Source organism: Mesorhizobium sp. SARCC-RB16n, from assembly GCF_008520305.1.
Lineage (GTDB): Bacteria > Pseudomonadota > Alphaproteobacteria > Rhizobiales > Rhizobiaceae > Mesorhizobium.
This window is the reverse complement of the sequence record NZ_ML703256.1, coordinates 146,651-171,241: the sequence shown is the minus strand read 5'-3', so window position 1 is coordinate 171,241 and position 24,591 is coordinate 146,651. Positions and strand designations below refer to the sequence as shown.

Genomic DNA, 24,591 nt, shown 5'->3' with positions numbered 1-24,591 from the left:
CTATCCTGATGCTGCGTACAAGAAGACGGCGTGCTGGGGCCGTCAGGCGTCGATGAAATTCGTGATGGCTTTCAGCGTGATCTCGGGAGCTACCTCGTTGACGTAATGGTCGGCGCCCGGGACGACGACCACGGGCAGATCGGGCCGCAGCCGGCATGTTTTTGCCAGCGCCGCCGCCGAAACCAATTTGCTCGCCTCACCCCGAACGATGAGAACGGGCTTCGTCACGTCCCGATAGGCAGGCACCAGGTCCGATCGCAGGCCCTTGGCTGTCTGGGCCATGGCTGCGGGCGACGCCAATGGCCGCAGGCCGCCGTCGACCCGATGATAGGCGCTTTCGGCCCTGATCCTGATGGCGGCGGCGGGAATGTTTGGATAACGGCCGGCAAGATAGGATTCGACGGCATCGATACCCTCGAAAAGCTGGCTTCCCGCGTTCACGCGGGCTTCCAGCGCATCAAGCGCCTCGGTCTCGATGTAAGGCGTGAAGTCGATTGCGACGACCGACCGCACCAGTTCCGGATATCTCATTGCGGCCGTGACGGAATTTCTCGCGCCAAGCGAATGTCCGATGAGGATGGCAGGGCCGCGGTCGAGCGTGCGGATCAGGCCGGCAATGTCGTCAGCATAGTCATTCGCCTGGTAGCCGCTTTCCGGCTTGTCGCTGAGGCCATGCCCTCTCTGGTCGACGGCCACGGTCGTGAAGCGATCCGAGAGCCGAGCCATCAACGGCGTGAAGACCGCGGAGTTGGACGTTATGCCATGGAAAAACAGCATCAACGGGCCGTTACCCCCCTCGCGCACATTCAAGGCAATGCGATCGGCATCGACGCGTCGCGAGCCAAATTGGTCGCAGCTTATCTCCGCCGTCATGTCCATGATCCTCACCATCACTGCCCGTCTCCTTCAAAAGGATCATACAGCCACGGGGACGTCAAGCGGATTGTCTGACATTCTTGCAATCTTCAGATTTGACAATCTGGCTATTTTTTACGGCGTGGCGTATGCTGCTTCCGAAGATTGCGACTCAAACCCATGAGACGTTTAGAGATGCCTCCAGATTTGAATTTGCGAATTTCGCCACGGACGGTGCAACGGGAGACCGTCGACAAGTTACGGCTCGCCATCTTCTCCGGATTGTTCCAGCCGGGAAGCCGCCTCATCGAGAGTCAGCTGTGCACGCAACTCGGCATCAGTCGCCCTTCGCTAAGGGAGGCTTTGCGCAGTCTCGAGGCCGAGCGCCTGATCGAGATCGTACCCAACCGCGGACCGTCGATACCGTCACTTTCGTGGGAGGTGGCAACAGCCATCTACGAGGTTCGAGAGTTGCTGGAAGTCGAGGCGGCGGGACGATGCGCGTCGAGAATTTCCCCGGAGCAGTTGCGTGAACTCGAGAAATCTCTCTCGGCATTCGAGGAGGCGGCATCCAGCAATGACAGCCTGGCGCAGGTCATGACCGCCGCGGACTTCTATTCGATCATACTCGCCAATTGCGGGAATCCGATCCTCGAGGAAGTCCATCGTGGCCTGGTTGCCAGGATCAGCTTCTTTCGAGGACGGTCGATGTCATTGGAAGGCAGAGCGCAAAGCAGCCTGGCGGAGATGAAGGAGATATTCGAATCCATCGCCGCCGGCGACGAGAAGGCCGCCCGCAAAGCCTCGAAAAATCACCTGTTGAAGGCGAAAGCGGCAGCGAAGATGTCCATGGACAGCGCGATTTAGGTTTTCTCGGCGGGCGGTTATCCCCCCGTCTGAAGTCTCGAAATCCTTCATGGCGTATCGGACCAGATATCCACCCGACTGAGATCGGCACGCCGGGGTTTTGCCCTGTTAGCGCCGGACATGCCCGCGACCGAAGCCAGCATATGCAATATGGAGTGGCGATGACCAAGGCGGCTGTTGAGCGCGAACCGAGTGCCGATATCGTCATCGTCGGCGGCGGCTCGGCTGGCACTTTGCTTGCAGCGCGACTGAGCGAGGATCAGACCCGCAGCGTCTTGCTGATCGAAGCAGGCGAAGAGGCGGCGGACCCCGACATCTGGAACCCCGCCGCCTGGCCGGCGCTTCAAGGGCGCAGCTACGATTGGGACTATCGCACGGAGCTGCAAGCCGGAACCGCGGGCCGGCCACATCATTGGGCGCGCGGGCGGTTGATCGGCGGCTCGAGTTGCCTGCACGCGATGGGCTACATGCGTGGCCATCCCCTGGACTTCCAGGCATGGGTCGACGCGATCGGCGATAATAGATGGAGCTGGGATGAATTGCTGCCCGCGTTTCAGGCGATCGAAGATCACCCGCTCGGTGGCAACGGCCTTTACGGCAAGGGCGGGCCGATGCCGGTGCATCTGCCAGCCGACGAGGTAAGTCCGGTCGCACGCGCCTTCATCGAAGCCGGCGCTTCCCTCGGCCTGCCGCGTCTTGAAGGTCACAACAGTGGACAGATGATCGGCGTCACTCCGAACTCGTTGAACATTCGAGACGGGCGGCGGGTCACGGCGGCCGACGCCTGGCTGACGCCGGCTGTTCGAAGCCGCAAGAACCTGACCATTCTCATGGGATCGCGGGTGCGGCGGCTCAAGCTGGAGGGCAATCAGGTCCGCAGCCTCGAGGTCGTGGGGCAGCAGGGTCCGGTCCAAATCCTTGCGGATCAAATCGTGCTTTGCGCCGGCGCGCTGGAAAGCCCGGCTTTGCTGATGCGCTCGGGCATCGGTCCGCGCGATGTGCTCGACGCCGCGGGCGTCGGCTGCCTGATCGATATGCCGGAAGTCGGCGGAAACCTTCAGGATCACCTGCTTGGTGCAGGCAACCTTTATGCGGCCCGCAAGCCCGTTCCGCCATCGCGCCTCCAGCACTCGGAATCGATGGCCTACATGCGCGCCGACGGGTTCACCGGTGCCGCTCAGCCCGAAATTGTCGTTGGTTGCGGCATCGCGCCGATCGTGTCCGAACGCTTTCAGGCGCCTGCCGCCGGCACTGCATATTCGTTGCTGTTCGGGATCACCCATCCGACGAGCCGCGGCAGCGTGCGCATAAGCGGGCCGGAACTCGACGATCGATTGATCATCGACCCCGCGTACTTGCAAACCGGTCGGGATCGGGCGCTGTTTCGCCAGGCGCTGGAGGCAGCCCGGACAATCGGACATCGAGATGAACTCGCCGGCTGGCGAGAGCGCGAGCTCCTACCAGGCAGCCTGAACAGTGCGGCTGAAATGGACGACTTCATCGCGCAGTCGGTCATCACACACCACCATCCCTGTGGCACCTGCAGGATGGGCAAGGACCCGAACGCCGTCGTCGATGCGGATCTACGGCTCAAGGCGCTCGACAATCTCTTTGTCGTTGACGCGTCGATCATGCCCAGCCTCACCGCGGGACCTATACACGCCGCGGTTCTCGCGATCGCCGAGACCTTCGCTCGCCGGAAAATCCTGCTGTCTTGATCCGAGGGCTGCGCGCCCGTACCCTGGCGACAAGGCCCGGGCGCTGTTCCCTTGCACCTCAACGTGCGCTGAGCGCGACCATGCGATCAAGGGCTGCGCCAAGGCCTTTCAGCGACACCGGAAAACTCAGCGGGGTCTCGGCCGCGGTGGTGACGTTGAGCTTGAGCTCGGTGCCTGCCTTGAGTTTCTGCGTCAGCGCCCGGTCGACCGGAAACAGCGCCACGCATCCATTCGGCAGGCAGGTCCTGAACTTCAACGGTCCGACGGGCGGCTGGTCGTCGACCTGTGCCGCCACGCCGGGATCGAACAGGATGCCGAAGGGCAGCAGCAAGGTTCCGGCCAATCCGCCCTTCTGCCCCACGCGCAGTTCCACGGCCAGAAGCCTCTGGCCGTTTTTCTGCGTCTGGTCCTGCGTGACCGTGCAGACCCGGGCATTGTCCTGCATGCTGCAGGCCAGCTGCCAGTCCTGATAGGTTTCCTGGAGCGACGATGCGCCGTTCGGAAGCGACGCCGCTTGCTGCTGTTGGGCGAAAGCAGCCGGTACCGAAACGGAGAAGGCAGCCGCGCAGATGGCGGCTGCCTTCAGCGAAAAATGTCTACGAACCAATGAATGCGGCCTTCTCTTCGGTGCCGGGCAATGCCCAAAATATCGGCTTCGAGAGTCCGTGGTTACTGTCACGTACAGACCCATTCGCGGATCTTGCATTGAATCCCCCCTGCCTCGCAGGCCTGCAGGGCGAGGTCCTCAGCTTCCCGGCGGGTCTCGGCCGAGTTCACGCCCCACGGAGTGAACCGGTGCTCCACTTTGTCGGCCACGGCGAGCGCGCCGCAATGCTTGTAGGGAAATCCGGTCTCGTCGTCGTCCGTCCAATGGCGGTGATTGCGGAACACGGCCACGACATTGCAGGCCCTTCCGCCGGCATTCTCGCAATATTTCTGCGCTATGTCCTTCGCTTCCTGCCGCTTGTCGGCGCCCCAGAAGAAGCCGTACTTGGTATCGGTCTGGGAGTAGGCGATTGCCGCCCAGATGCCTTTCTCCTCCTGTGGCGGCTCGGACGGCTCCGCCAGATCGGCGGAGACCACCTGCCCGCTCCACAGCAAGGCCATGCACAAGACTGTCAAACGTCGCGATTTCATGGTCCGCAATCCTTTCCAGGGCGCCTCGCCCATTCGCCTGACATCCTCACTTGGCCGCCGATGCGATGGAAATCACCACGCATGTGTTGCCCGTCGGCAGCAGAAGGGCTTCGCCCGTGCTGCCGCCAAGCTCGTACACTTCGACCTGTCCGAGATGATCCGTGATCTTGCTGCCTTGCGGAAGAATGGACGGAATGTCCGCGCACGGACTGGCGAACGGCGCCACCCGCACCATCGCGCCCTCGCAGCCCGAAGCGGTGGGCGATGCGAAGACCACGCCGGCCGCCGGCCCGCTGTAACGGTCCGTGGCATAGTCCATGCCTACAAAGGCCTGGACGGCGTGCTTGTCGGCGGCCTGCTCGTTCCACAGGGATTTGACGCTGTATTTCGTGCCGGTCGTCAAAAGTTGTCCGAGCACCGGATAGACGGTCGAGCAAGCCTGCACGCCGGCCTGCTTGACGTGCTGGAGGAAGGGCGAGTCCGGCAGCGCGGGAGCGGCGGCCGCCTCGGCCTGTGCGGCCGTCGGGCTGCCGGCAAGGCCGGCGATCGCGGCATAGTTCGCGCCGGCAAAGCCAATGCCCATCATGACTAGCCCCAGCAGCGAGAATCCGACGACCCGCAGCCACCGCCGCGGCGGCTCGACGGTCCTCTTGCGGTCCGGCTCGGCGACCCGTCGCCGGTCCGGCTCGACGGTCGGATTGCTGCGCGTCGCGGAGATGAACGGGTCTTGCTGGCTCACGGTGCTGCCTCGGTTATTTGACTGGCGCAAGGGCCTCGGACAGCCCCTTGAGCGTTGCGATGACGGTAATGGTCTGGCCATCGACGGTCGGGTAGGAAATCGCCGGCGTTGCCTTCTGCGCTATCTCCTGGCGCATCAGGGGTCCCACCGGCAGCATGCCGACGCAGACCATTTCGTTGCAGCCATTCAGATGCACGTCGATCGGCTCGGCACGCCCATCGAACTTCAGCGACACCAGCCCATCGCTCCTGGCGTTCGGCGCGGTGCGCAGGATCATGTAGGGCTTGCCGTCCTGGGTGGCGGCGAGCGACCAGCTGAACGCCATCTTGCCGGCGCCGTCCTCGATCACCTGCGAGACGTTGCAGACCTTCTTGCGCGCCTTGAGGTTCTCGTCGCAGATCAGCGTCCAGTTCTCGAAGGGGCGGATGGTGCGCTGGTATTGTCCGAGCTTTACATCGGGAGGCACGATCACGTCGGAGGGCTTGATCCTGTAGGGCGAAGCCACCTGCCCGGCAGCCGGCGCCAGCCCGCCGGCAAGCGCCAGGCAGGTCAGGAATGCTATGGCAAATCCGGGAAAACCAAACGGATTTCCCGGATTCGCGTCTAGCCTGTCATGGCCGGTTCGCCTGTTCATTGCCGCCCTGCTGCCCGCCTCAGTTCAAGGTGAAGCTCAGCCCGGCGCCGACACCGACATTTCCACCGGCCGCCGTGCCGGACACATTGCCACGGATGCGGCCGTCCTCGCTGGTGTAGCCCGCACCGAAGGCAAAGGCGCTCGAATCCCGCCAGAAGCCACCGCCGGCCGCCACGCTCAGCTTGCCGGGACGGTCGTCATAGCGCAGCGATGCCGCCGCCAATCCGATTGCCGCCGCCTGCCGGGCTTCATCCCTGATGCCACTGATGTCGGAATTGAGCTGGCTGAACTTCTGGTCGGTATAATTGTTGGCCTGCTGCAACGTCGTGACCGCTACCTGGTCGGTATAGGTCTTGCTCTGAGCCAGGTTCAGGTTCAGCTGGTTGACGTTGACCGCGTCGGTGCCGGCAACGCCGGGGCCGACATTGGAGATGACGACAGGCGCATTCGGGTCGCCGCCCTGCAGCGTTATCTTGTTGGTCTTGGTCGTCGATCCGTCCGGATTGGTGACGGTGTCGTATTGCACGGTGTTTTGGACGGTGCCGCCGATGCCGCCAATCGTCTTGGTCAGATCCTCGATCGCCGTGTTGGTGGCGTAGAGCTGCGACCCGTTGATCGCATCGGTGCTGCCAGAAGAAACGCGTCCGGCGGCAACATTGGTGATCGTTCGCTCGGAGCCGGCGTCGCCGACGCTGACGGTTCCGGTCGGGGTGGTCCCGGCAAAGGCGTAGGTCTTGCCGTTGATGGTGGTGCTAGACGTGCCGACCGCGGTCTGCGACACCGAACCCGAACCGAGCGCCACATCGCTGGCGTTGTTGGCCTTTGCGCCCTGGCCGAGCGCCACTGCGCCTTGCCCCGCGGCTGTCGAACCATGGCCCGCGGCCAGGCTGTCGGTGCCGCTCGCCACGCTGGCCGGCCCGATCGCGACGCTGTCGGTGCCGCTGGCGGTGGAGTCGGCCAGCGTCGAATTGGCGTGGAAATACTTGATGCCGCCGCCATTGTTGATGTTGGTCAGCGCATTGTTGACGGCCGTGAAGCCGTCGTAGACGGTCGAGTAGTTGTTGCCCTGGATGGTATAGGTCGGACCGGTGATCGAGCCGTCCGGATTGACCGTGGTACCGCCGCCGAACAGGTTGGAAACGTTCTGCGACACGCCGCGCAGCTGCGAGACGTTGACGGCGTCGGTATTGGCCGAGCCAGCCGCGACATTGGTGAGCTTGCGCTCCGCCCCGGCGGCGCCGATTGACACCTCACCGACCGAGGTCTGCGGGGCGGTCAAGGCAAAGCCTGTGTAGTTGGCCTGCGCTCCAACCGTCGTGATGGATTGGGCACCCAGCGCGACGCTATTGGCGAACGTGCTCTGGGACCCCGCGCCGAGTGCCACCGACTGGATGCCGGCGGCGGTCGAATTGGTGCCGAGCGCAATGCCGTCGGCCAGCATGACATGGGCGTTCTGGCCGATGGCCGTGCCGCCGGGCGCCGTCTGGTCGACGATGGCGCCATTGCCGATGCCGACGCCGTTGTCGCCGTTCACGACGGTCGTTGGACCAACCGCGACCGACTCGGCGCCCACCGCGAGCGAGTCGCCGGCTGTCGAATTGGCATGGAAGTATTTGGTCGACGTCACCGAGACGGAGGCGATCGCCCCCTGCAGCTGGCGCACCGTCACGGCGTCCTGCTCCTGCGTGCCGTCGGCGACATTGGTGATCTGCCGGTAGGAGGTGGAGGTGCCGACCGACACGGCGCCAAGCAGCGTCTTGTCGGTGGTGTTGTATTCGATAATTGTCGACCCGGCGGGGAGTTGCCCGGTGGCGGGAGCGAGCGGCCGATCGGAGACCGAACCGGACCCAAGGGCCACGCCGCCGTCGATGCTGGCCTGGCTGTCACGGCCGAGTGCCAGCGCGCTGACGCCGGTCGCGGTCGCCTGGTAACCGACAGCGGTGGAGCCGACACCTTGCGCGAAGGAATCGGTTTGAGCCAATCCGGTCTCGTTGGTGCGGGCGTAGCGAATGCCCACGCCATTGGCGTCGGTATAGGCGGTCGAGGTGTCGCCGGCGATATTGTTGATCGTGTTGCCGAGATTGGTGATGTTGCCGCCGATGGCGGCTATGTCGGTGGTGTTCTGCGTCACCTGCTGGTTGGTGGCGAAGAGCTGCGAGCCGTTGACGGCGTCGGTCGATCCGCCGTTCAATTGCCCGGCCGCAACATTCTGGATCTGCCGCGCGGCCCCGGCCGATCCGACCGAGAAGGCGCCGGCCGGCGTGCCGCCGGCGAAGGTGTAGTTGACGCCGCCGATCGTCGTGCCGCCGACGGCGGTCGTCACGCCCGACGCCGAATTGAGGCCGATCGCGACGTCGCCGGCATTGTTGGCCACGGCGTTCGGGCCGACGGCGACAGAATCCGTTCCAAGGGCCTGTGAATCCGCCAAGATCGAATTGGCGTGGAAATACTTGATGCCGCCGCCGACATTGATGTTGTTGAGCGTGGCGCCGATGGCGTCGACCGCCTGGTTGGTGGCGAAGAGCTGAGAACCGTTGATAGCGTCAGTCGAGAGCGCGCTGATCCGCCCCGCCGCCAGATTGGTGAGCGTGCGCTCCGCGCCGGGCGCGCCGATGCTGACCGTCGAGGTCGGCGCGGTGCCTTGGAAGGCATAGGTCGTGCCGTTGATCACAGCACTGGCCGTACTTACCGCCGCGACGGTCGTCGAGCCCGAGCCAAGCGCCACATCGCCGGAGCTTGCCGCCGCTGTCGCGCCATCGCCGAGTGCGACGTTGCCCGCAAGACCGGCGGCGCCCGCCGTGGAACCATTGCCGAGCGCCACGGAGCCCTGTCCGATCGCCTTGTTGTTGTTGCCGATGGCGACTGCGCCCGCAGCCATGTTCCCGGCCGTGGCGCTTGCCGTGCCGTCGCTGTTGGCGATGTTGTTGGCGCCGCCGGTGAAGGCACCGGTGCCGCTGGCATAGCTCGGATCGCCGATGGAGACCGCGCCGTCGCCATAGGCTATATTGCCGGCGCCGATGGCAACGGCCTTGCCGCCATCGGCGGTCGCGCCCGAGCCGATGGCGACGGAGTCGGCGGAGAGCGCAGCGGACTGTAGACCGACCGCGATGGCGTTGGTTGCCGTCGCCTGGCTTTCGCGCCCCATTGCAATGGCGTCGTCGTCAGATGCCGTCACGTCCGTGCCGATGCCGATGGCGTTGTCTCCACTGGCGCTCGTTGCAAAAGTGCTTGAGCCGACATAGACGGCGCCTATTCCGGACGCCCTCGTCCCAGCGCCGAGAGAGATTGAGTTCAGGGCGCTGCTTTGGGCGCCGCGGCCGAGCGCGGTACTGTTGAGTCCGGTGGCGCGGGATTCACGTCCGACGGCAGTGGAATTGTCGGCGCTGGCTACGGTCCCGATGCCGAGAGCGGTGCTGGCGCTTCCGCCGGCGTTGGCGCTGACGCCGGCGGCGAGAGAATTGTCTCCAGCCGCATTTGCTCCGGACCCGAACGAGGAGGCGTTTGCGCCGCCGGCAACGGCGACGTTACCAACCGCTGTGCTGGCGGTGCCACTTGCAATTGAGGTGGTGCCCAGGGCTATGGCATCCTGCGCGCTCGCATTGGCTTGCTTGCCGATCGCCGTGCCGTCTACACCGCCCGCAGTGGCGCCCAAGCCCAGCGCGCTAGCGTTCGCGGCAGTCGCTGCGGCGTTATTGCCAAGCGCCGTGGTCGAGACGCCCGTGGCCTGGGCTCCCGAACCCGCCGCGACGGAGCCCACTCCGCTCGACACCGCCTGATTGCCAAGCGCCAGCGCGAAGTTGCCCGAAGCATTGGCGACGTTGCCGAGCGCTTGCGAGTTCAACCCCCCGGCGCTGGCCTGGTTGCCAATCGAAACGGCATTCGTCCCGGCGGCTTTGGCCAGGTAACCTAGGGCCGTGGTTCCGATACCGGAGGCGGCTGCCCCGTTGCCGATTGCCGTGGACTGGTTCGCCGAGGCTGTGGCGGACGTTCCGAACGCGCTGGCTCCAGTCCCGGTCGCGGAAGAGCTCGAACCTACGGCGGCCGACCATGCCCCCGTTGAGGCTGCGGCTGTGCCAAGCGCAACGGCCTCGAACGTGAAGCCGGCAGGAGCGGTGCCGCTTGCATTGGCATTCGTGCCAATGGCAACGGGAGAACCGCCGCCCGTTCCAGCGTTTGCCTTAGCACCGACCCCCATGGCTATGGCGGAACCGTTTGAAGATGAGGCGTTGGACGACAATCCAATCGCCACCGAGGCACCACCCGAAGCGCTGGCCGTTGAACCCAGCGCGACGGCGTTCGCCCCGTTTGCGGTGCTGTTGACACCAAAGGCCGATGCTCCATCCACGAGAGCGCGAGCGTTCCCGCCTACGGCAAGAGCATTGACGCCGTTGGCGTTCGCGAAGACACCTATGCCTATGGCGTTGAGGCCAGTGGCACTCATGGTATAGCCGATGGCAATCGAAGCATCGCCTGTTGCGGTGATACTGGTGCCCAACGCCACGCCGTTATTCCCATTCACATGGGCGCCAGCCCCGATGGCGGTTGAAGCGGAGCCGGGGGCGGTGCTGCCGCATCCGATCGCAGTGCTTTGCCCTCCTGCAGAGGGACTCGTGCAGTTCGCGACGTTGGTCAGAACCCCGTTACCGATGACAACCTGCGCGAAAGCCGCTTGCGGGGCTATTACTCCTGTGATGGCAACCAGCGCCCCAAGCACCCCACCGGTTCCAAGCGTCCCCAGACCCAGGCGCTTGCGTCCCATCCCGAGCACGCAATGGGCCATGCGCAGCACGGCCATCAGGCGGCGCCGAGCCGAGCGGGAGCGAGTGTCGGCCCCCGCGATCCAATGCCCTGCGAAATGCGCCGCGCGGCGCTGCACAAGAAGCGAGCCGCTCGAAATCTGATTGTCGGTCATGGTGCCCTCTCCGCTGGCCGGCATGGAATCGTCTGACAATTCCAATCCACGACAGGAAGACATGATTCCCGCTTGCGGTATTTCACGATATTGCTGTCTTGTCAGAAAAGAGCCGAGCAACCGGGCAGAGGTTAATGGCTCGTTACCTTAGCCAGTGCTTTAAAACCAAGTAATCAAACAATGTCGCGAGCAGCGCCTCATCTAACCTTGGCGTTAAGCTTGCCAACGCGCGCCTGCAATGGCGTCACCTGCCGGTATTTCTTCATCATCGTGGTAAAATGGCTTTGGCTTGAAAATCCGCAGGAATGAGCGATGTCGGCGATCGTAATGCGGTTGTCGGCAAGCAGCCTTTCGGCGAGGTCCAGCCGCAGGTCGAGAACATATTGATGCGGCGGCACGCCGAACGTCCTGGCGAACGCCCGCACGAAGTGAGAGGGCGAAAGCGCGCACACCGCGGCCATCTCGGCAAGCGTCAGCTTGCGCGTGAGGTTCTCGTGCAGGAAGTCTTGCACCTTGCGTGCACCGTGGGGAGAAAGCCCGCCTTTTGCGTTGAGCGCCGGTTGCCGGGCGGAATTGTGTCCGGAAACCGACCCGGGTAAACCATCATCGCCCGGCATTTTTCCACCTCCTGATACGTCGCGGATGAAGTCCAAACCCGAGGCCTCCTTCACCGTTCCCCCGAAAAACAATTCGTGATTGATCGCGCGGCCCTGCATCGTCAGGCCCGTTCATGCGGTCGATCCGTTCGGACGGCGAACAATACGCAGGCTGCATGGCACGAGCACCCCCCTACGGATGTTCCCTGGCCAGCAATGTCCGCGAACCTGGTCCGCCAACGGAATAGATCACGCTTCCTTGCGCGGTGGCCCTTCGCGAACCGGCACTTTCAGGAATTATGTCCAGGACGTATCGGGCCGTCCGCTCCCAATCGATGCCTCGGGAAACGCCGCTTTCCCGAGCCTCGCCCGCATGTTTCATTCGCGCTGCCTCAGCCGTCTCGACGCCGCCTCAAATCCCCTTTCCCCGACCCGAAGACAGCGTAACGCACGCGTCTTGGCTTGGGAAGAACTCCCACGCGCAAAGAAAAATCTTTATTCGAGAAAGAAAGAAAGAAGCGTCGGCAAGCGTTTCATTTTCGCTCGGCGCGAGGCCTTCGCCATCCCAGAGTTTCGCCAATCGGTCATGACACGCGGTCACGCGATTCTGTCTTCTCGTCACCACTGATGGAGGCTGAAAGCCACGTACGGAGCCAGCATCTCGCCGCTAGAGATCACCGCGCCGGTTCTCGTACAGGTCCCAGGCGAGTTCCACGAAGGCCAGAAGAACGTCGTCCCTGTTCCAGCCGGCAGCCGCCGCCGCCTGGACGATCTCATTGATGAGAGGCAGCAACTGGTCCTGGCATTCGGCCGACATATCGCCGTCGCCCGGCCCTTCGAAGTTGAACGTCATCAATCGGCGCCCCCCTCGCCTTCAGCCGAAGTGTTACATCGGCAATTGCATTCCCTCTGATATACAATGGATGCAGTATCAAAGTACAGGAAGCCCTAGAGGACCAAAACAGCACGGGGCCACGCCGGACCACACGGGCTTTATGCTCCCCGGGGATAAGGGGGTGGACGCCGCTTTCAGCGTCCTGGTTGACTTGCTCAAATAACCGCGCGCCGACCGTTTTCGCACCCACCGAGAAGACCCGGCAGTGCCACGCGCCCAATGGGCGGATGTGGACATCGCCGACTGCATTGCCTTCTGCGGGCGCTCACTGGATAGTCCCGGCAATGTTCGAGACCCTGGTGATTCCCTGGCCCCAAATACTGGCGATCATCTCGGTGGTGATGGCGACCATCGGCATTGCCCATGCCGTCATGACCAAGGAGGACGTCCGCGCCGCCACCGGCTGGGTCGGCATCATGGTGCTGTCGCCGATCCTCGGCGTGCTGATCTACGCCGTGGCCGGCATCAACCGCATCCGCCGCGCCACGATCAGCGCACAGCGCCCGCTTGCCGAAGGCCTGGTGTCGGCCAAGCACGAGCGCGACGTCGCCGCCGAAGAGGCGTTGATCATCGAGCGCTATGGCCAGCGGTTCACCGGCCTCCGGACGCTGGGCGACAGGGTGGCACGGCGCGCGCTCAACCCGGGAAATGCAATCGACGTGCTGGAGAGCGGCGACGAGGCCTACCCCGCCATGTGCGCGGCGATCGACGGGGCCGAGCGCAGCGTCCTGCTCGAGACCTATATTTTCGACAATGACGCCGTCGGCCTGCTTTTCGTCGAAGCGCTGGCCGGCGCTGTCCGGCGCGGCGTCACCGTCCGTGTGTTGATCGATGCCGTGGGCGCCCGCTACTCCGTCCCCAGCATCCTGGGACACCTGCGCAGGGCCAACATCACGGCGGATGTCTTCAACGGCAACATCGTCATGGGCCTGCGCTTGCCCTACGCCAACCTGCGGACCCACCGCAAGATCCTGGTTGTCGACGGCACGGTCGCCTTTACCGGCGGCATGAACATCCGCAAGGGTTTTTCCGCGGAGTTCGCCGGGTCGAACAGCGCCAAGGATACGCATTTTCGGGTCACCGGGCCTGTTGTCGCCGATCTCTTCTCGGTCGCCGCGGAAGACTGGCGCTTCGCCACCAAAGAGCCGCTGAAGGGCGATGCCTGGCGGATCACACCGGTTTCACCGCCCGCCGGCCAGCAAATGCTGGTGCGTGCGGTCGCATCCGGTCCGGACGCCAGCAACGAAACCAACCACAAACTGCTGATCGGTGCCTTCTCGGTCGCGCGCAAGTCGATCCGGCTGATGTCGCCCTATTTCCTGCCGGACCGGGAACTGATCAGTGCCTTGATTACCGCGGCCAGGCGCGGTGTCGAGATCGATGTCGTGGTGCCGGCGGTGAACAACCTCTTCCTTGTCGACCGCGCCATGACGGCCCAATTCGACCAGATCCTGAAGAATTATTGCCGCATATGGCGCACGGAAGGACCCTTCGACCATTCCAAGCTCCTTTCGATCGACGGCGTGTGGGCCTATGTCGGGTCATCCAACCTCGACGCCCGCTCGTTGCGGCTCAACTTCGAGATCGATCTGGAGGTCCTCGACGCCGGCTTTGCCACCGAGATCGAGACCCGGATCGGATCGGCGATCGAAACGGCCGTTCCTGTTACGCTGGTCTCCTTGCGGGACCGGCCGTTCATCATCCGCCTGTTCGACCGCATCCTCTGGCTAGGATCGCCCTATCTCTGAGAAACTCTGCCTTTAACAAAACGACGTGTTTGCCAGATAGCGTGTCGCCAACCATGGAACATCGGCCGAAAGACTCTATTTCTAGGTGCATGGTGAGAACATCAAGGATGACGGGCGCGCTATGCGAATGAACGGGCGCAGCCTGCCGGCCAGCATGCTCCTGTCCATTCGCGACAGGCGGATGCGCAAGGCCAACGCCTTGTCGCCGAAGAAGGACGGCGTCACCGGGACGCTGGTCGCCTCCTACAACGTCCACAAATGCATCGGCGTCGACCGCAAATTCGATCCCGACCGCACCAGCCGCGTCATCCGCGAGATCGCCCCCGACGTCATCGCCCTGCAGGAGGCCGACAATCGTTTCGGCGACCGTGACGGGCTTCTCGACCTGCACCGTCTCGAAGTGGAAACCGGCCTCGTGCCGGTGCCGATTTCAGCAACGGGCAAAGGCCATGGCTGGCACGGCAATGTCTTGCTTTTCAAAAGGGGCGTCGTTCGCGACGTGCATCAGATCAGGCTTCCGGGTCTCGAACCGCGCGGCGCTGTGGTGGCCGAGATCGATCTCGACGGAAATCAGTCCTTGCGCATCATAGCGGCCCATCTGGGATTGCTGCGCCGCTCCCGCTCGCAGCAGGCCCAGGTCGTGCTGGATATCATGAACAGCGCCGACGAGAAGCCGACGCTCCTGCTCGGCGATCTGAACGAATGGCGGCTCGGAAACCGCTCCGCGCTGAACACGCTGCACGCGACTTTCGGCCCGCAGCCGCCGGCAGTCCCCACCTTCCCGTCCAACCTGCCGCTGCTGGCGCTCGACCGGATCATGGCCAACCGGCACGGCATGATCGCGACCGTCGAAGCGCATGACACGCCGCTGTCGCGCGTGGCCTCCGACCATCTGCCGCTGACAGCCTTCGTTCGCCTGTAGTATGTGACCGATAACACCTTGATGTCGCCGGTGTCGCAAAGCGTGTGGATACGAGCGGAACACCCGGTTCTTCCGCGAGTTTATGTGTGTTGAACATATAGGAGGATGGAATGAAGAAATTGATTTTGGCCTCGATGCTGGCGTTTGCCGCAACAGGGGCAGCGATTGCGCCCACGCAGGCTGCAAGTGTGACAATCCAGTCCGACGATTCCTCGGACGATTCCGGAATCGTCGTGCGCCGTCATCATGAGCGCCGCTACGACAACCAGTATGATGGCGACCAGAGCGTTCAGTATGGTGGCTACGACAATGGCGGCTACCGCTGGCGCCACCGCCATCATCGCTGCCACATCGAGACAGTCGTGCATTGGCGCCACCATCACAGGGTGGTCGAAGACATTCGCGTCTGCGGCTGACCGGGCCCAGCTCCGTTCTCGGACGGATCCTTGGCGGCGGAGGGATGCAGGCGCGCTGGGACACCGAGGAAAAGCGCTCGGCCGTGGCAAGCCACCCACCGCTCGGCCGCATCGGCACGCCGCAGGACATGGCCAACGCGACACTCTTCCTGCTCTCCGATGCCGCGAGCTACATTACCGGCATCGAGCTTGCCGTCGACGGTGGCCTGCTCATGCCCTGCGGGGCCGCGGCTGCAATCGCCGCAATCACAGGCATTGGAGCGGCCCGCGAGGCGCGCCGAACCTGTCCAACTGTTAATTCGACTTCGCGAAGGTTCGGCCATATTGGTTGATGGGGTTGGAAGATGCCGCCATGGACCAGCAGTTGGAAATGCCCCTGCAGACGACCGCCGCGCGACGCCGCTCGCGCGGCTGGATTCCGTGGCTAATCTTCATCGCCATTGTCGCCGCAACGGGCGCTTATCTCTACCAGCGCCCGCAGGTCACTGCCAGGGAATCTGGCAGCAGGCGCGGCGCACAGCCGGCGTCGATTGGCGCAGCCACTATCGAAAAGGGTACGATAGACGTCACCCTCAACGCCCTTGGCACCGTCACTTCGCTAGCCACCGTGACGGTGAAGTCACAAATCAGCGGCCAGCTCCTTCAGGTGAATTTCACCGAGGGCCAGGACGTCAAGAAGGGCGACCTGCTGGCGCAGATCGATCCCCGCCCCTACCAGGCCGCCTTGGCCCAGGCGCAAGGCCAGCTCGCGCGCGACCAGGCGATGCTGAAGGATGCCCAGCTCGACCTCGCCCGCGACAAGACGCTGGTCGACCAGGGGGCGGTGACGCACCAAGCCTACGATGCCCAGGCCGCCCTGGCCGGACAAGACGAGGGCACGATCGAGCTCGACAAGGCCTTGGTCCAGTCCGCCACCGTCAATCTCGACAACTGCCGCATCCTTGCGCCCACGGACGGGCGGGCGGGCCTGCGTCAGGTCGACGAGGGCAATTACGTGACGCCAGGCGATGCCAACGGCCTGGTCGTCATCACCCGCGTTCAGCCGATCAGCGTGCTGTTCACCGTGCCCGAGGACGAACTGCCTGAGATCGCGCAGCGCCTGCGGCAGGGTGCCACGCTGCCCGTCACCGCCTTCGACCGCGCTGGAGCCAAGAAGCTCGCCGACGGTCAGCTTCAGACCTTCGACAGCCAGATCGATCCAAGCACCGGCACCATCAAGCTGAGGGCGGGCTTCGCCAACGAAGCGCGCGTCCTCTATCCGAACCAGTTCGTCAACGTCACGCTTCAGGTCGACGAGCATAAGGACGTGGCTATCGCTCCGATCGCGGCGATCCAGCGTGGACTGCCCGGCACCTTCGTATATCTGGTCAACCCCGACAGCACCGTCTCGGTGCGCAAGGTCAAGCTTGGCGTCACCAGCGGCGAGCGCGTCGAGATTCTGGACGGCCTGACTCCGGGTGACCGTGTCGTCGTCGACGGCGCCGACAAGCTCCGCGACGGCGTCCATATCAACCTTCAGCAGGATAGCCAGACACAGGTCCCGGCACAGCCGCCGGGACAGGCTCCAGCGCAGACGCCTCCGCAGGGACCTACAGCTCCGCCCACCGGGACAGCGCTTCAATCCCAGGCGCAGGCCCCCGACCAGCCCACGTCCGATACGCCGAAGCCGGATGACACGGGCAAGCATAAGGGCCAGGGCCGCAAGCATCGTCACGCGGAGTCCGGGCAGCAGCAATGAGCCCGTCGCGAGCTTTCATCCTGCGGCCGGTGGCGACATCGCTGTTCATGGTCGCCATCATGCTGTCCGGTCTGCTGGCCTATCGGTATCTGCCCGTTTCGGCCTTGCCCGAGGTCGACTATCCGACCATCCAGGTGCAGACCTTCTATCCCGGCGCCAGCCCCGACGTCATGACGTCCTCGGTCACCGCGCCGCTGGAAGTCCAACTCGGCCAGATCGCCAACCTCAACCAGATGAATTCCGTGAGCTCGGCCGGGTCCTCGGTCATCACGCTGCAGTTCAGCCTGGCGATCTCGCTCGATGTCGCCGAGCAGGAGGTGCAGGCCGCCATCAACGCCGCCGGCAACCTGCTGCCGGCCGACCTGCCGGCTCCGCCAATCTATGCCAAGGTCAATCCGGCCGACGCGCCGGTGCTGACGCTCGGCCTGACCTCGGCCACGATGCCGCTGCGCGACGTGCAGCAGCTAGCCGACACCAGGCTGGCACAGAAGATATCGCAGCTGCCGGGCGTTGGCCTTGTCAGCCTCAGCGGCGGCCAGCGACCCGCCGTGCGCGTCCAGGCCGATCCGCGCAAGCTCGCCGCCTATGGCCTCAATCTCGACGATCTGCGCACCACGCTCGGCAGCGCCAACGTCAACACGCCCAAGGGCAATTTCGACGGGCCATCGCGCGCCTACACCATCAACGCCAACGACCAGCTGAAGAGTGCCGACGAATACCGCTCGCTGATCGTCGCCTACAAGGATGGCGCCGCGGTGCGGCTGAGCGATGTCGCTGATGTGGTCGACGCCACCGAGAACAACCGGCTGGCGGCCTGGATGAACAGCACGCCGGCGATCATCCTCAACATCCAGCGCCAGCCCGGCGCCAATGTCATCGACGTGGTCGACCGCATCAAGGCGCTGCTGCCGCAGCTCCAGGCCTCGCTGCCGAACGCCGTCGACGTGAAGGTGCTGACCGACCGCACCACGACCATCCGCGCTTCCGTGCGCGACGTCGAATACGAGCTGACGCTGTCGATCATCCTGGTCGTGCTGGTCATCTTCGTCTTCCTGCGCAGCGCGCGCGCCACGCTGATCCCGAGCCTGTCGGTACCCCTGTCGCTGGTCGGCACGCTTGGCATCATGTACCTGTTCGGCTTCAGCCTCGACAATCTCTCGCTGATGGCGCTGACCATCGCCACCGGCTTCGTCGTCGATGACGCCATCGTCGTCATCGAGAACGTCGCCCGCTATGTCGAGGAAGGCGCGACACCGCTGCAGGCGGCGCTGAAAGGGTCGCAGCAGATCGGCTTCACCATCATCTCGCTGACCGTTTCGCTGATCGCGGTGCTGATCCCGCTTTTGTTCATGGGCGATGTCGTCGGCAGGCTGTTCCGCGAATTCTCCATCACGCTCGCCACCACCATCCTGATCTCGGCCGTGGTGTCGCTGACGCTGGTACCGATGGCGTGCGCCAAGCTGCTCAAGCCTGTGTCGGCGGTGCATGAGAACGTCCTGCAGCGCGCCAGCCATGACTTCTTCGACTGGGTGATCAGGGGCTACGGCCGGGCGCTGACCTGGGTGCTCGACCGGCAGACGCTGATGCTCGTGGTGGCGGCGGCGACCCTGGTGCTGACGGCGGCGCTCTACGTGATCATCCCCAAGGGCTTCTTCCCGGTGCAGGATACCGGCGTCATCCAGGCCATATCAGAGGCGCCGCAGTCGATCTCCTATGCTGCCATGGCCGAACGCCAGCAGCAGCTGGCCGCCATCATCCTGAAGGACCCCGACGTCGACAGCCTTTCATCCTTCATCGGTGTCGACGGCACCAACACCACTCTCAATGTCGGCCGCATCCTGATCAACCTCAAGCCGCATGCGGAGCGCACCGCCGACATCACACAAGTTATCGGGCGCCTGAAACAGGAAGCCGCTTCGGTGGCAGGCGTCACGCTCTACATGCAGCCAATTCAGGACTTGACCATCGACGGCCAGGTCAGCCGCACCCAGTATCAATTCGTGCTCCAGGACGCCAATGCCGACGAATTGGGGGAATGGACCCCGAAGCTTCTCGCCAGGTTGAACACGCTGCCGCAGCTCGCCGATGTCGCAAGTGACCTGTCGAACAGCGGCCTAGCCGTTTTTGTCGACATCGACCGCGACCAGGCCGCCCGCTTCGGCATCACCCCGGCGACCGTCGACAACGCGCTCTACGATGCCTTCGGCCAGCGCATGGTCTCGACCATCTACACCACGTCGAGCCAATACCGCGTCATTCTCGAGGCTGCTCCGTCCGAACAGGATTCGCTCAAGGCGCTCGCTTCCGTCTACCTGCCCTCGTCGACGGGCGGCGCCCCGGTGCCGCTGTCGGTGGTGGCAAGCACCCATGTCGCCACCACGCCGCTGCAGATCACCCATATGGGGCAGTTCCCCGCCACCACGATCTCGTTCAACCTGGCGCCTGGCGCCTCGCTGGGCGAGGCGGTCACCGCTATCGAGCAGGCGCAGACCGACATCCGCATGCCGCTAAGCATCATCACCAGCTTCCAGGGTGCGGCGCGCGCCTTCCAGGCTTCGCTCGACAACACGCTGTTCCTGATCCTGGCTGCGGTGGTGACGGTCTATATCGTGCTCGGTGTACTCTATGAAAGCTTTATCCACCCCATCACCATCCTGTCGACGCTGCCTTCGGCCGGCATCGGCGCGCTGCTGGCGCTGATGATCGCGGGCCAGGACCTGACCATCATTTCGATCATCGGCATCATCCTCCTGATCGGCGTGGTCAAGAAGAACGCCATCATGATGATCGACTTCGCGCTCGATGCGCAGCGCAATGAAGGAAAGACGCCGCGTGAGGCCATCCACCAGGCCTGCCTGCTGCGCTTCCGCCCGATCCTGATGACGACGCTGGCGGCTATGCTGGGCGCGTTGCCGCTGATGCTTGGCACCGGCGTCGGCTCGGAACTGCGCCATCCCCTGGGCGTCTCCATCGTCGGCGGCCTGCTGCTCAGTCAGTTGCTGACACTGTTCACCACGCCGGTGATCTATCTCTGGTTCGACCGCATTGCGGCTCGGCTGCAAGGCATTGAGCCCGACCGTCCAAGGGCGTATGGCGTGGATGTCGCGCCATGAACCTGTCGGTTCCCTTCATCCGGCGGCCAGTTGCGACGACGCTGCTGACCTTCGGCCTGCTGGCGGCAGGACTTGTGGCGTTCCCGCAACTGCCGGTGGCGCCGCTGCCCGCGGTCGACTACCCCGTAATATCGGTGCGGGCCTCGCTGCCGGGCGCCAGCCCCCAGGTGGTGGCCAACACGGTCGCCAGCCCGCTCGAGCGGCATCTGGGCGAAATCGCCGATGTCAACGAAATGACGTCGTCCAGCAGCGTCGGCGGCGCGCGCATCACCTTGCAGTTCGGCCTCGACCGCGACATCGACGGTGCCGCGCGTGACGTCCAGGCGGCGATCAACGCCGCGCGCGCCGACCTCCCCTCCAGCCTGCGCTCCAATCCGACCTATCGCAAGGTCAATCCCGCCGACGCTCCGATCCTCATCCTGTCGCTGACATCGGACACCCTGTCCAAGGGCCAGCTCTTCGATGCCGCCAGCACGGTGCTGGCGCAAAAGCTTTCGCAGGTCGACGGCATCGGCGAAGTGTCGGTGGGCGGCTCCTCACTGCCGGCGGTGCGCGTCGAACTCAACCCGCAGGTGCTCTACAATTACGGCATCGGGCTGGAAGATGTGCGCGCGGCACTTGCCTCGGCCAACGCCCACAGCCCCAAGGGCGCAATCGATGTCGGCCAGCAGCGCTACCAGATCTATGCCAACGACCAGGCCAACCAGGCGGATGCCTATCGCTCGCTGATCGTTGCCTACCGCAACGGTGCGCCTGTGCGGTTATCCGACGTCGGCGAGGTCAATGACTCCGTCGAGAACATCCGCAATGCGGGGCTCGCCAACGGCAAGCCGGGCGTACTCATCATCCTCAACCGGTCGCCCAATGCCAACATCATCGCGACGGTGGACCGCGTGAAGGCCCTGCTGCCGACGCTTCGGGCATCGATCTCGCCGGCCATCGACCTATCGCTGGCAGTCGACCGCTCGACCACCATCCGCGCCTCACTGAGCGAAGTCGCGCAGACGCTGATGATCGCCATCGGCCTGGTGATCCTTGTCGTCTTCGCTTTCCTGCGCGACGTGCGCTCGGCGCTGGTGCCGATCGTGGCCGTACCCGTGTCGTTGGTCGGCACGCTGGGCGCCATGTATCTGCTCGGCTTCAGCATCGACAATCTGTCGCTGATGGCAATGACGGTGGCCACGGGCTTCGTCGTCGACGACGCCATCGTCGTGCTCGAAAACATCTCCCGCCATACCGCTTCCGGCATGGGCCGCCTGGAGGCGGCCATCAAGGGCTCCCAGGAGGTCGGCTTCACCGTGCTGTCGATGAGCCTTTCGCTGATCGCCGTCTTCATCCCCATCCTGCTGATGGGCGGCATCGTCGGCCGGCTGTTCCGCGAATTCGCCGTCACGCTCTCGGCCGCGATCCTTGTCTCGCTCGCCATATCGCTGACCACCACGCCGATGATGTGTTCGATCCTGCTGCGCAGCGAAGGCGAGCGCGAACACGGCCGGCTCTACCGCATCAGCGAGCGGATCTTCGAGGCCATGCTGGGCTTCTACCGCCGATCGCTGTCCTGGGCACTCGATCATCCGCTGCTCATCATGGCCGTGCTTGCGGCAACGCTCTGCCTCAACGGCTATCTCTATGTCACCATCCCGAAGGGCTTCTTCCCGCAGCAGGATACCGGACGGCTGACCGGCTCGATCCAGGCCGACCAGGCAACCTCCTTCCAGTCGATGTCGCAGAAGCTCAGCCAGTACGCCGCCATCGTCAGCAAGGATCCCGCTGTCGAGACCGCCGTCGGCTTCACCGGCGGCGGCCAGACCAATTCCGGCTTCATGTTCGTGTCGCTGAAGCCGCTGGCCGAGCGCAAGATCTCCGCCGACCAGGTCATCGGCAGGCTGCGGCGCCAACTGGCGGTGGTGCCCGGCGCCACGCTCTTCCTGCAGGCGGTGCAGGACATCCGCGTCGGCGGCCGCCAGTCGAACGCGCAGTACCAGTACACGTTGCAAGGCGACAGTTTCGAGGAGCTGGCGGAGTGGGCGCCGAAGCTCGCGGCCGCGCTGCAGAAGGAGCCCAAGCTCACCGATGTCAACAGCGACCAGCAGAACAAGGGTCTGGAAGCCGACATCGCCATCGACCGCGAAACGGCAACGCGGCTCGGCATCACCGCCAGTCAGATCGACAACACGCTCTATGACGCCTTCGGCCAGCGCCAAGTGTCCACCATCTATGTCCAGCGCAATCAGTACCACGTGATCATGGTGGTGGCGCCGCAATACTGGCAGAACCCGGACGCGTTGAAAAAGGTCTATGTCAGCACATCGGGCGGCTCGGTCGGTGGATCACAGTCGAGCAACGCGGTGGCCGGCACATTCGTTGCGTCAGGCCGTTCCACCACTGCCCAATCGGTCGCCGCCGACGCGGCACGCAACCAGGCCAACAATTCCATCACCAGCACCGGCAGGACCGCGGCCTCGACCGGTTCGGCGGTCAGCACCGGAACAGAGTCCATGGTGCCGCTATCCGCCATCGCGCATTACGGCCCCGGCAGCACGCCGCTTTCGGTCAACCACCAGGGCCTGTTCGTCGCCACCACGCTGTCGTTCAATCTGGCGCCGGGCGTCGCGCTCAGCGAAGGCGTCGCGGCCATCAACGCGGCGGCAGACCGCATCGGCATGCCGGCCACCATCCATGGCAGTTTCCAAGGCACCGCGCGCGTGTTCCAGGACTCGCTCTCCGATCAGCCCCTGCTGATCCTGGCGGCGCTGATTGCCGTCTACGTCGTGCTGGGCATTCTCTACGAAAGCTACGCGCATCCGCTGACCATCCTCTCGACCTTGCCGTCGGCCGGTGTCGGCGCCTTGCTGGCTTTGACCCTCTTCAACATCGAGTTCAGCATCATGGCGCTGATCGGCATCATCCTCCTGATCGGCATCGTCAAGAAGAACGCGATCATGATGATCGACTTCGCGCTGGCCGCGGAGCGCAACGACAACAAATCGGCGCATGACGCCATCTACCAGGCGTGCCTGCTCCGCTTCCGCCCGATCATGATGACGACCATGGCCGCCCTCTTCGGCGCCGTGCCGTTGGCCATCGGCATTGGCGAAGGCTCCGAACTGCGTCAGCCGCTCGGCATCGCCATCGTCGGCGGCCTGATCCTGAGCCAGGTCCTGACCCTCTACACGACGCCGGTCATCTACATCTATGTTGACCGCTTCGGCCGCTGGTGTCAGCAACTGCGTTCGCGGGCGCCGCAGCCCTGGCGGCCAGATTTGCAGCCGGGGGAATGAGACGGCTCTCTCCGCCGATCACAACATGTCAACTTTCCGTTCCACGCCATTCCAGAACCCGGAACATCCCTATATCGATACTGCGGGCCACGAACCGCCGGCGATGACAGGATCATCGCGACGCGACCGGAACAGATTGTCCGCGCTCGGAAAGCGATAGCCATACCGCTTTTCCCGTTGAAGGGAGGCGCAGCCATGCGCAATTTCTCACCGAAGATCATAGCGATCGCATCGCTTCTGGCGGCGGTGCCACTATCCAGCGCTTACGCGGTGCACCGCCACAGGGTCGAACCAGGCGGCATGTCCGTCGAAGCAAGAGCTGTCCTGGACCAGTTGCAAGGCGTGAAACAGGGGATTGTCGAGGCAATGGATGCAAAGGCGATCACACCTGAGCAGGAGCACGATCTGATGATGCAGGCCGACAACATCCGTCGCTCGGCCACGGGCGGCACATACCGGGGTCTGCTCGGCCAGATCCAGAACCTGGATCAACAATTGCGGGACGATTCGGGCGGCGGTATCTATATGGGCGACGGTTCCGACGGCGGCTATTACCCAAATGGCTGATACGGGCCGACAATGATCGCCCGGCGCCTCGGACAGTGTCCCGGGCGCCGGCATTTCCAAATTCGAGCCTCGCTGACGTGACGGGTTCGAGCAAGCCGGGAGTCTGATGCACCGAAGCGATGGCGCAGATGGACGCGGTTTCTCCAACCCCTCGGCAAACAGCGGGACCGCCAAGGCGTGGATTCTCGATCAGCGCTTGTATTTCCCCAGAGGCCGGCTGGCCGGTGCGGTTTGAGCGAAGGCACCGGTGGAAGGTCAAAGCCGTATCGAAGCGGCGAGCAGACCGAACCATCCACGCGCCGACGGCCTGCCAGGAACAGGCAGGCCATCGGCATTTTTGTTGGGAGCGGTTTCCAAGCCATAGCAAGCAGTTGGCGAAATGCGCATGTAACCGTCGCCGTGGATCGGGGCCCCGGCTGGCCCTGTACTCCGCAATTGGTACGTCTGGACACA

The 24,591-nt window shown here is 64.1% G+C and carries 18 protein-coding genes; 10 read left to right on the top strand and 8 right to left on the bottom strand.

Going from position 1 to position 24,591, the window contains the following annotated elements:
- Positions 1 to 42: 42 nt before the first annotated feature.
- On the bottom strand, positions 43 to 879 hold the full coding sequence (locus C7I87_RS04220) for an alpha/beta fold hydrolase (RefSeq protein ID WP_149903170.1): 837 nt from the start codon (positions 877 to 879) through the stop codon (positions 43 to 45).
- 141 nt (positions 880 to 1,020) lie between these two features.
- Between C7I87_RS04220 and C7I87_RS04215 the strand changes: the two genes are divergently transcribed.
- The gene (locus C7I87_RS04215; protein WP_246696182.1) at positions 1,021 to 1,722 is read left to right on the top strand and encodes a GntR family transcriptional regulator; all 702 of its coding nucleotides are present in this window, start codon (positions 1,021 to 1,023) and stop codon (positions 1,720 to 1,722) included.
- Between the two features lie 161 nt (positions 1,723 to 1,883).
- Positions 1,884 to 3,440 (top strand): GMC family oxidoreductase, encoded by a 1,557-nt coding sequence (locus C7I87_RS04210; protein ID WP_246696181.1) that lies wholly within the window; start codon positions 1,884 to 1,886, stop codon positions 3,438 to 3,440.
- A gap of 58 nt (positions 3,441 to 3,498) precedes the next feature.
- Here C7I87_RS04210 and C7I87_RS04205 read toward each other — a convergent pair whose 3' ends face one another.
- The 7 genes from C7I87_RS04205 to C7I87_RS04170 form a co-directional block, all read right to left on the bottom strand.
- On the bottom strand, positions 3,499 to 4,047 hold the full coding sequence (locus tag C7I87_RS04205; protein WP_149903014.1) for an invasion associated locus B family protein: 549 nt from the start codon (positions 4,045 to 4,047) through the stop codon (positions 3,499 to 3,501).
- A gap of 68 nt (positions 4,048 to 4,115) precedes the next feature.
- Positions 4,116 to 4,577, bottom strand: a complete 462-nt coding sequence (locus tag C7I87_RS04200) for a DUF4189 domain-containing protein (protein ID WP_149903168.1) — start codon at positions 4,575 to 4,577, stop codon at positions 4,116 to 4,118.
- Positions 4,578 to 4,623: 46 nt separating this feature from the next.
- Positions 4,624 to 5,316, bottom strand: coding sequence for a hypothetical protein (locus C7I87_RS04195; RefSeq protein ID WP_149903013.1), 693 nt, complete (start codon positions 5,314 to 5,316; stop codon positions 4,624 to 4,626).
- Positions 5,317 to 5,329: 13 nt separating this feature from the next.
- Entirely contained in the window at positions 5,330 to 5,878 is a 549-nt protein-coding gene (locus C7I87_RS04190) for an invasion associated locus B family protein (RefSeq protein WP_149903167.1), read from the bottom strand.
- Between the two features lie 91 nt (positions 5,879 to 5,969).
- Complete coding sequence (locus C7I87_RS04185) at positions 5,970 to 10,862, bottom strand: beta strand repeat-containing protein (RefSeq protein ID WP_149903012.1); 4,893 nt, start codon at positions 10,860 to 10,862, stop codon at positions 5,970 to 5,972.
- A 197-nt stretch (positions 10,863 to 11,059) separates the two neighbouring features.
- Positions 11,060 to 11,578, bottom strand: a complete 519-nt coding sequence (locus C7I87_RS04180; protein WP_246696180.1) for an AraC family transcriptional regulator — start codon at positions 11,576 to 11,578, stop codon at positions 11,060 to 11,062.
- Positions 11,579 to 12,125: 547 nt separating this feature from the next.
- Positions 12,126 to 12,314 (bottom strand): hypothetical protein, encoded by a 189-nt coding sequence (locus C7I87_RS04170; RefSeq protein WP_188393723.1) that lies wholly within the window; start codon positions 12,312 to 12,314, stop codon positions 12,126 to 12,128.
- A gap of 323 nt (positions 12,315 to 12,637) precedes the next feature.
- Between C7I87_RS04170 and C7I87_RS04165 the strand changes: the two genes are divergently transcribed.
- The 8 genes from C7I87_RS04165 (at position 12,638) to C7I87_RS04130 (ending at position 24,138) form a co-directional block, all read left to right on the top strand.
- Positions 12,638 to 14,101, top strand: coding sequence for a phospholipase D-like domain-containing protein (locus C7I87_RS04165; RefSeq protein WP_149903010.1), 1,464 nt, complete (start codon positions 12,638 to 12,640; stop codon positions 14,099 to 14,101).
- 121 nt (positions 14,102 to 14,222) lie between these two features.
- Positions 14,223 to 15,023 carry an endonuclease/exonuclease/phosphatase family protein gene (locus C7I87_RS04160; protein WP_149903009.1) on the top strand — a complete coding sequence of 267 codons (801 nt, stop codon included), beginning with the start codon at positions 14,223 to 14,225 and terminating at the stop codon, positions 15,021 to 15,023.
- 110 nt (positions 15,024 to 15,133) lie between these two features.
- Positions 15,134 to 15,439, top strand: a complete 306-nt coding sequence (locus tag C7I87_RS04155) for a hypothetical protein (protein WP_149903008.1) — start codon at positions 15,134 to 15,136, stop codon at positions 15,437 to 15,439.
- Positions 15,440 to 15,483: 44 nt separating this feature from the next.
- Positions 15,484 to 15,771, top strand: coding sequence for an SDR family oxidoreductase (locus C7I87_RS36720; RefSeq protein WP_373424626.1), 288 nt, complete (start codon positions 15,484 to 15,486; stop codon positions 15,769 to 15,771).
- A 20-nt stretch (positions 15,772 to 15,791) separates the two neighbouring features.
- On the top strand, positions 15,792 to 17,177 hold the full coding sequence (locus tag C7I87_RS04145) for an efflux RND transporter periplasmic adaptor subunit (protein WP_149903007.1): 1,386 nt from the start codon (positions 15,792 to 15,794) through the stop codon (positions 17,175 to 17,177).
- Positions 17,174 to 20,290 carry an MdtB/MuxB family multidrug efflux RND transporter permease subunit gene (locus C7I87_RS04140; protein WP_149903006.1) on the top strand — a complete coding sequence of 1,039 codons (3,117 nt, stop codon included), beginning with the start codon at positions 17,174 to 17,176 and terminating at the stop codon, positions 20,288 to 20,290. The genes C7I87_RS04145 and C7I87_RS04140 overlap by 4 nt, the downstream gene beginning before the upstream one ends.
- On the top strand, positions 20,287 to 23,571 hold the full coding sequence (locus tag C7I87_RS04135) for an efflux RND transporter permease subunit (RefSeq protein ID WP_149903005.1): 3,285 nt from the start codon (positions 20,287 to 20,289) through the stop codon (positions 23,569 to 23,571). Before C7I87_RS04140 ends, C7I87_RS04135 begins: the two co-directional genes overlap by 4 nt.
- A 195-nt stretch (positions 23,572 to 23,766) precedes the next feature.
- A complete protein-coding gene (locus C7I87_RS04130) occupies positions 23,767 to 24,138 on the top strand; it encodes a hypothetical protein (RefSeq protein ID WP_149903004.1) in 372 nt (123 codons plus the stop codon).
- Positions 24,139 to 24,591 lie beyond the last annotated feature (453 nt).

Coding starts and splice junctions, on each gene's coding strand:
- C7I87_RS04220 (WP_149903170.1), bottom strand. CDS start 879: ATGGACATGACGGCGGAGATAAGCTGCGACCAATTTGGCTCGCGACGC.
- C7I87_RS04210 (WP_246696181.1), top strand. CDS start 1,884: ATGACCAAGGCGGCTGTTGAGCGCGAACCGAGTGCCGATATCGTCATC.
- C7I87_RS04200 (WP_149903168.1), bottom strand. CDS start 4,577: ATGAAATCGCGACGTTTGACAGTCTTGTGCATGGCCTTGCTGTGGAGC.
- C7I87_RS04185 (WP_149903012.1), bottom strand. CDS start 10,862: ATGACCGACAATCAGATTTCGAGCGGCTCGCTTCTTGTGCAGCGCCGC.
- C7I87_RS04180 (WP_246696180.1), bottom strand. CDS start 11,578: ATGCAGGGCCGCGCGATCAATCACGAATTGTTTTTCGGGGGAACGGTG.
- C7I87_RS04165 (WP_149903010.1), top strand. CDS start 12,638: ATGTTCGAGACCCTGGTGATTCCCTGGCCCCAAATACTGGCGATCATC.
- C7I87_RS04160 (WP_149903009.1), top strand. CDS start 14,223: ATGCGAATGAACGGGCGCAGCCTGCCGGCCAGCATGCTCCTGTCCATT.
- C7I87_RS04155 (WP_149903008.1), top strand. CDS start 15,134: ATGAAGAAATTGATTTTGGCCTCGATGCTGGCGTTTGCCGCAACAGGG.
- C7I87_RS36720 (WP_373424626.1), top strand. CDS start 15,484: ATGCAGGCGCGCTGGGACACCGAGGAAAAGCGCTCGGCCGTGGCAAGC.
- C7I87_RS04145 (WP_149903007.1), top strand. CDS start 15,792: ATGGACCAGCAGTTGGAAATGCCCCTGCAGACGACCGCCGCGCGACGC.
- C7I87_RS04140 (WP_149903006.1), top strand. CDS start 17,174: ATGAGCCCGTCGCGAGCTTTCATCCTGCGGCCGGTGGCGACATCGCTG.
- C7I87_RS04135 (WP_149903005.1), top strand. CDS start 20,287: ATGAACCTGTCGGTTCCCTTCATCCGGCGGCCAGTTGCGACGACGCTG.
- C7I87_RS04130 (WP_149903004.1), top strand. CDS start 23,767: ATGCGCAATTTCTCACCGAAGATCATAGCGATCGCATCGCTTCTGGCG.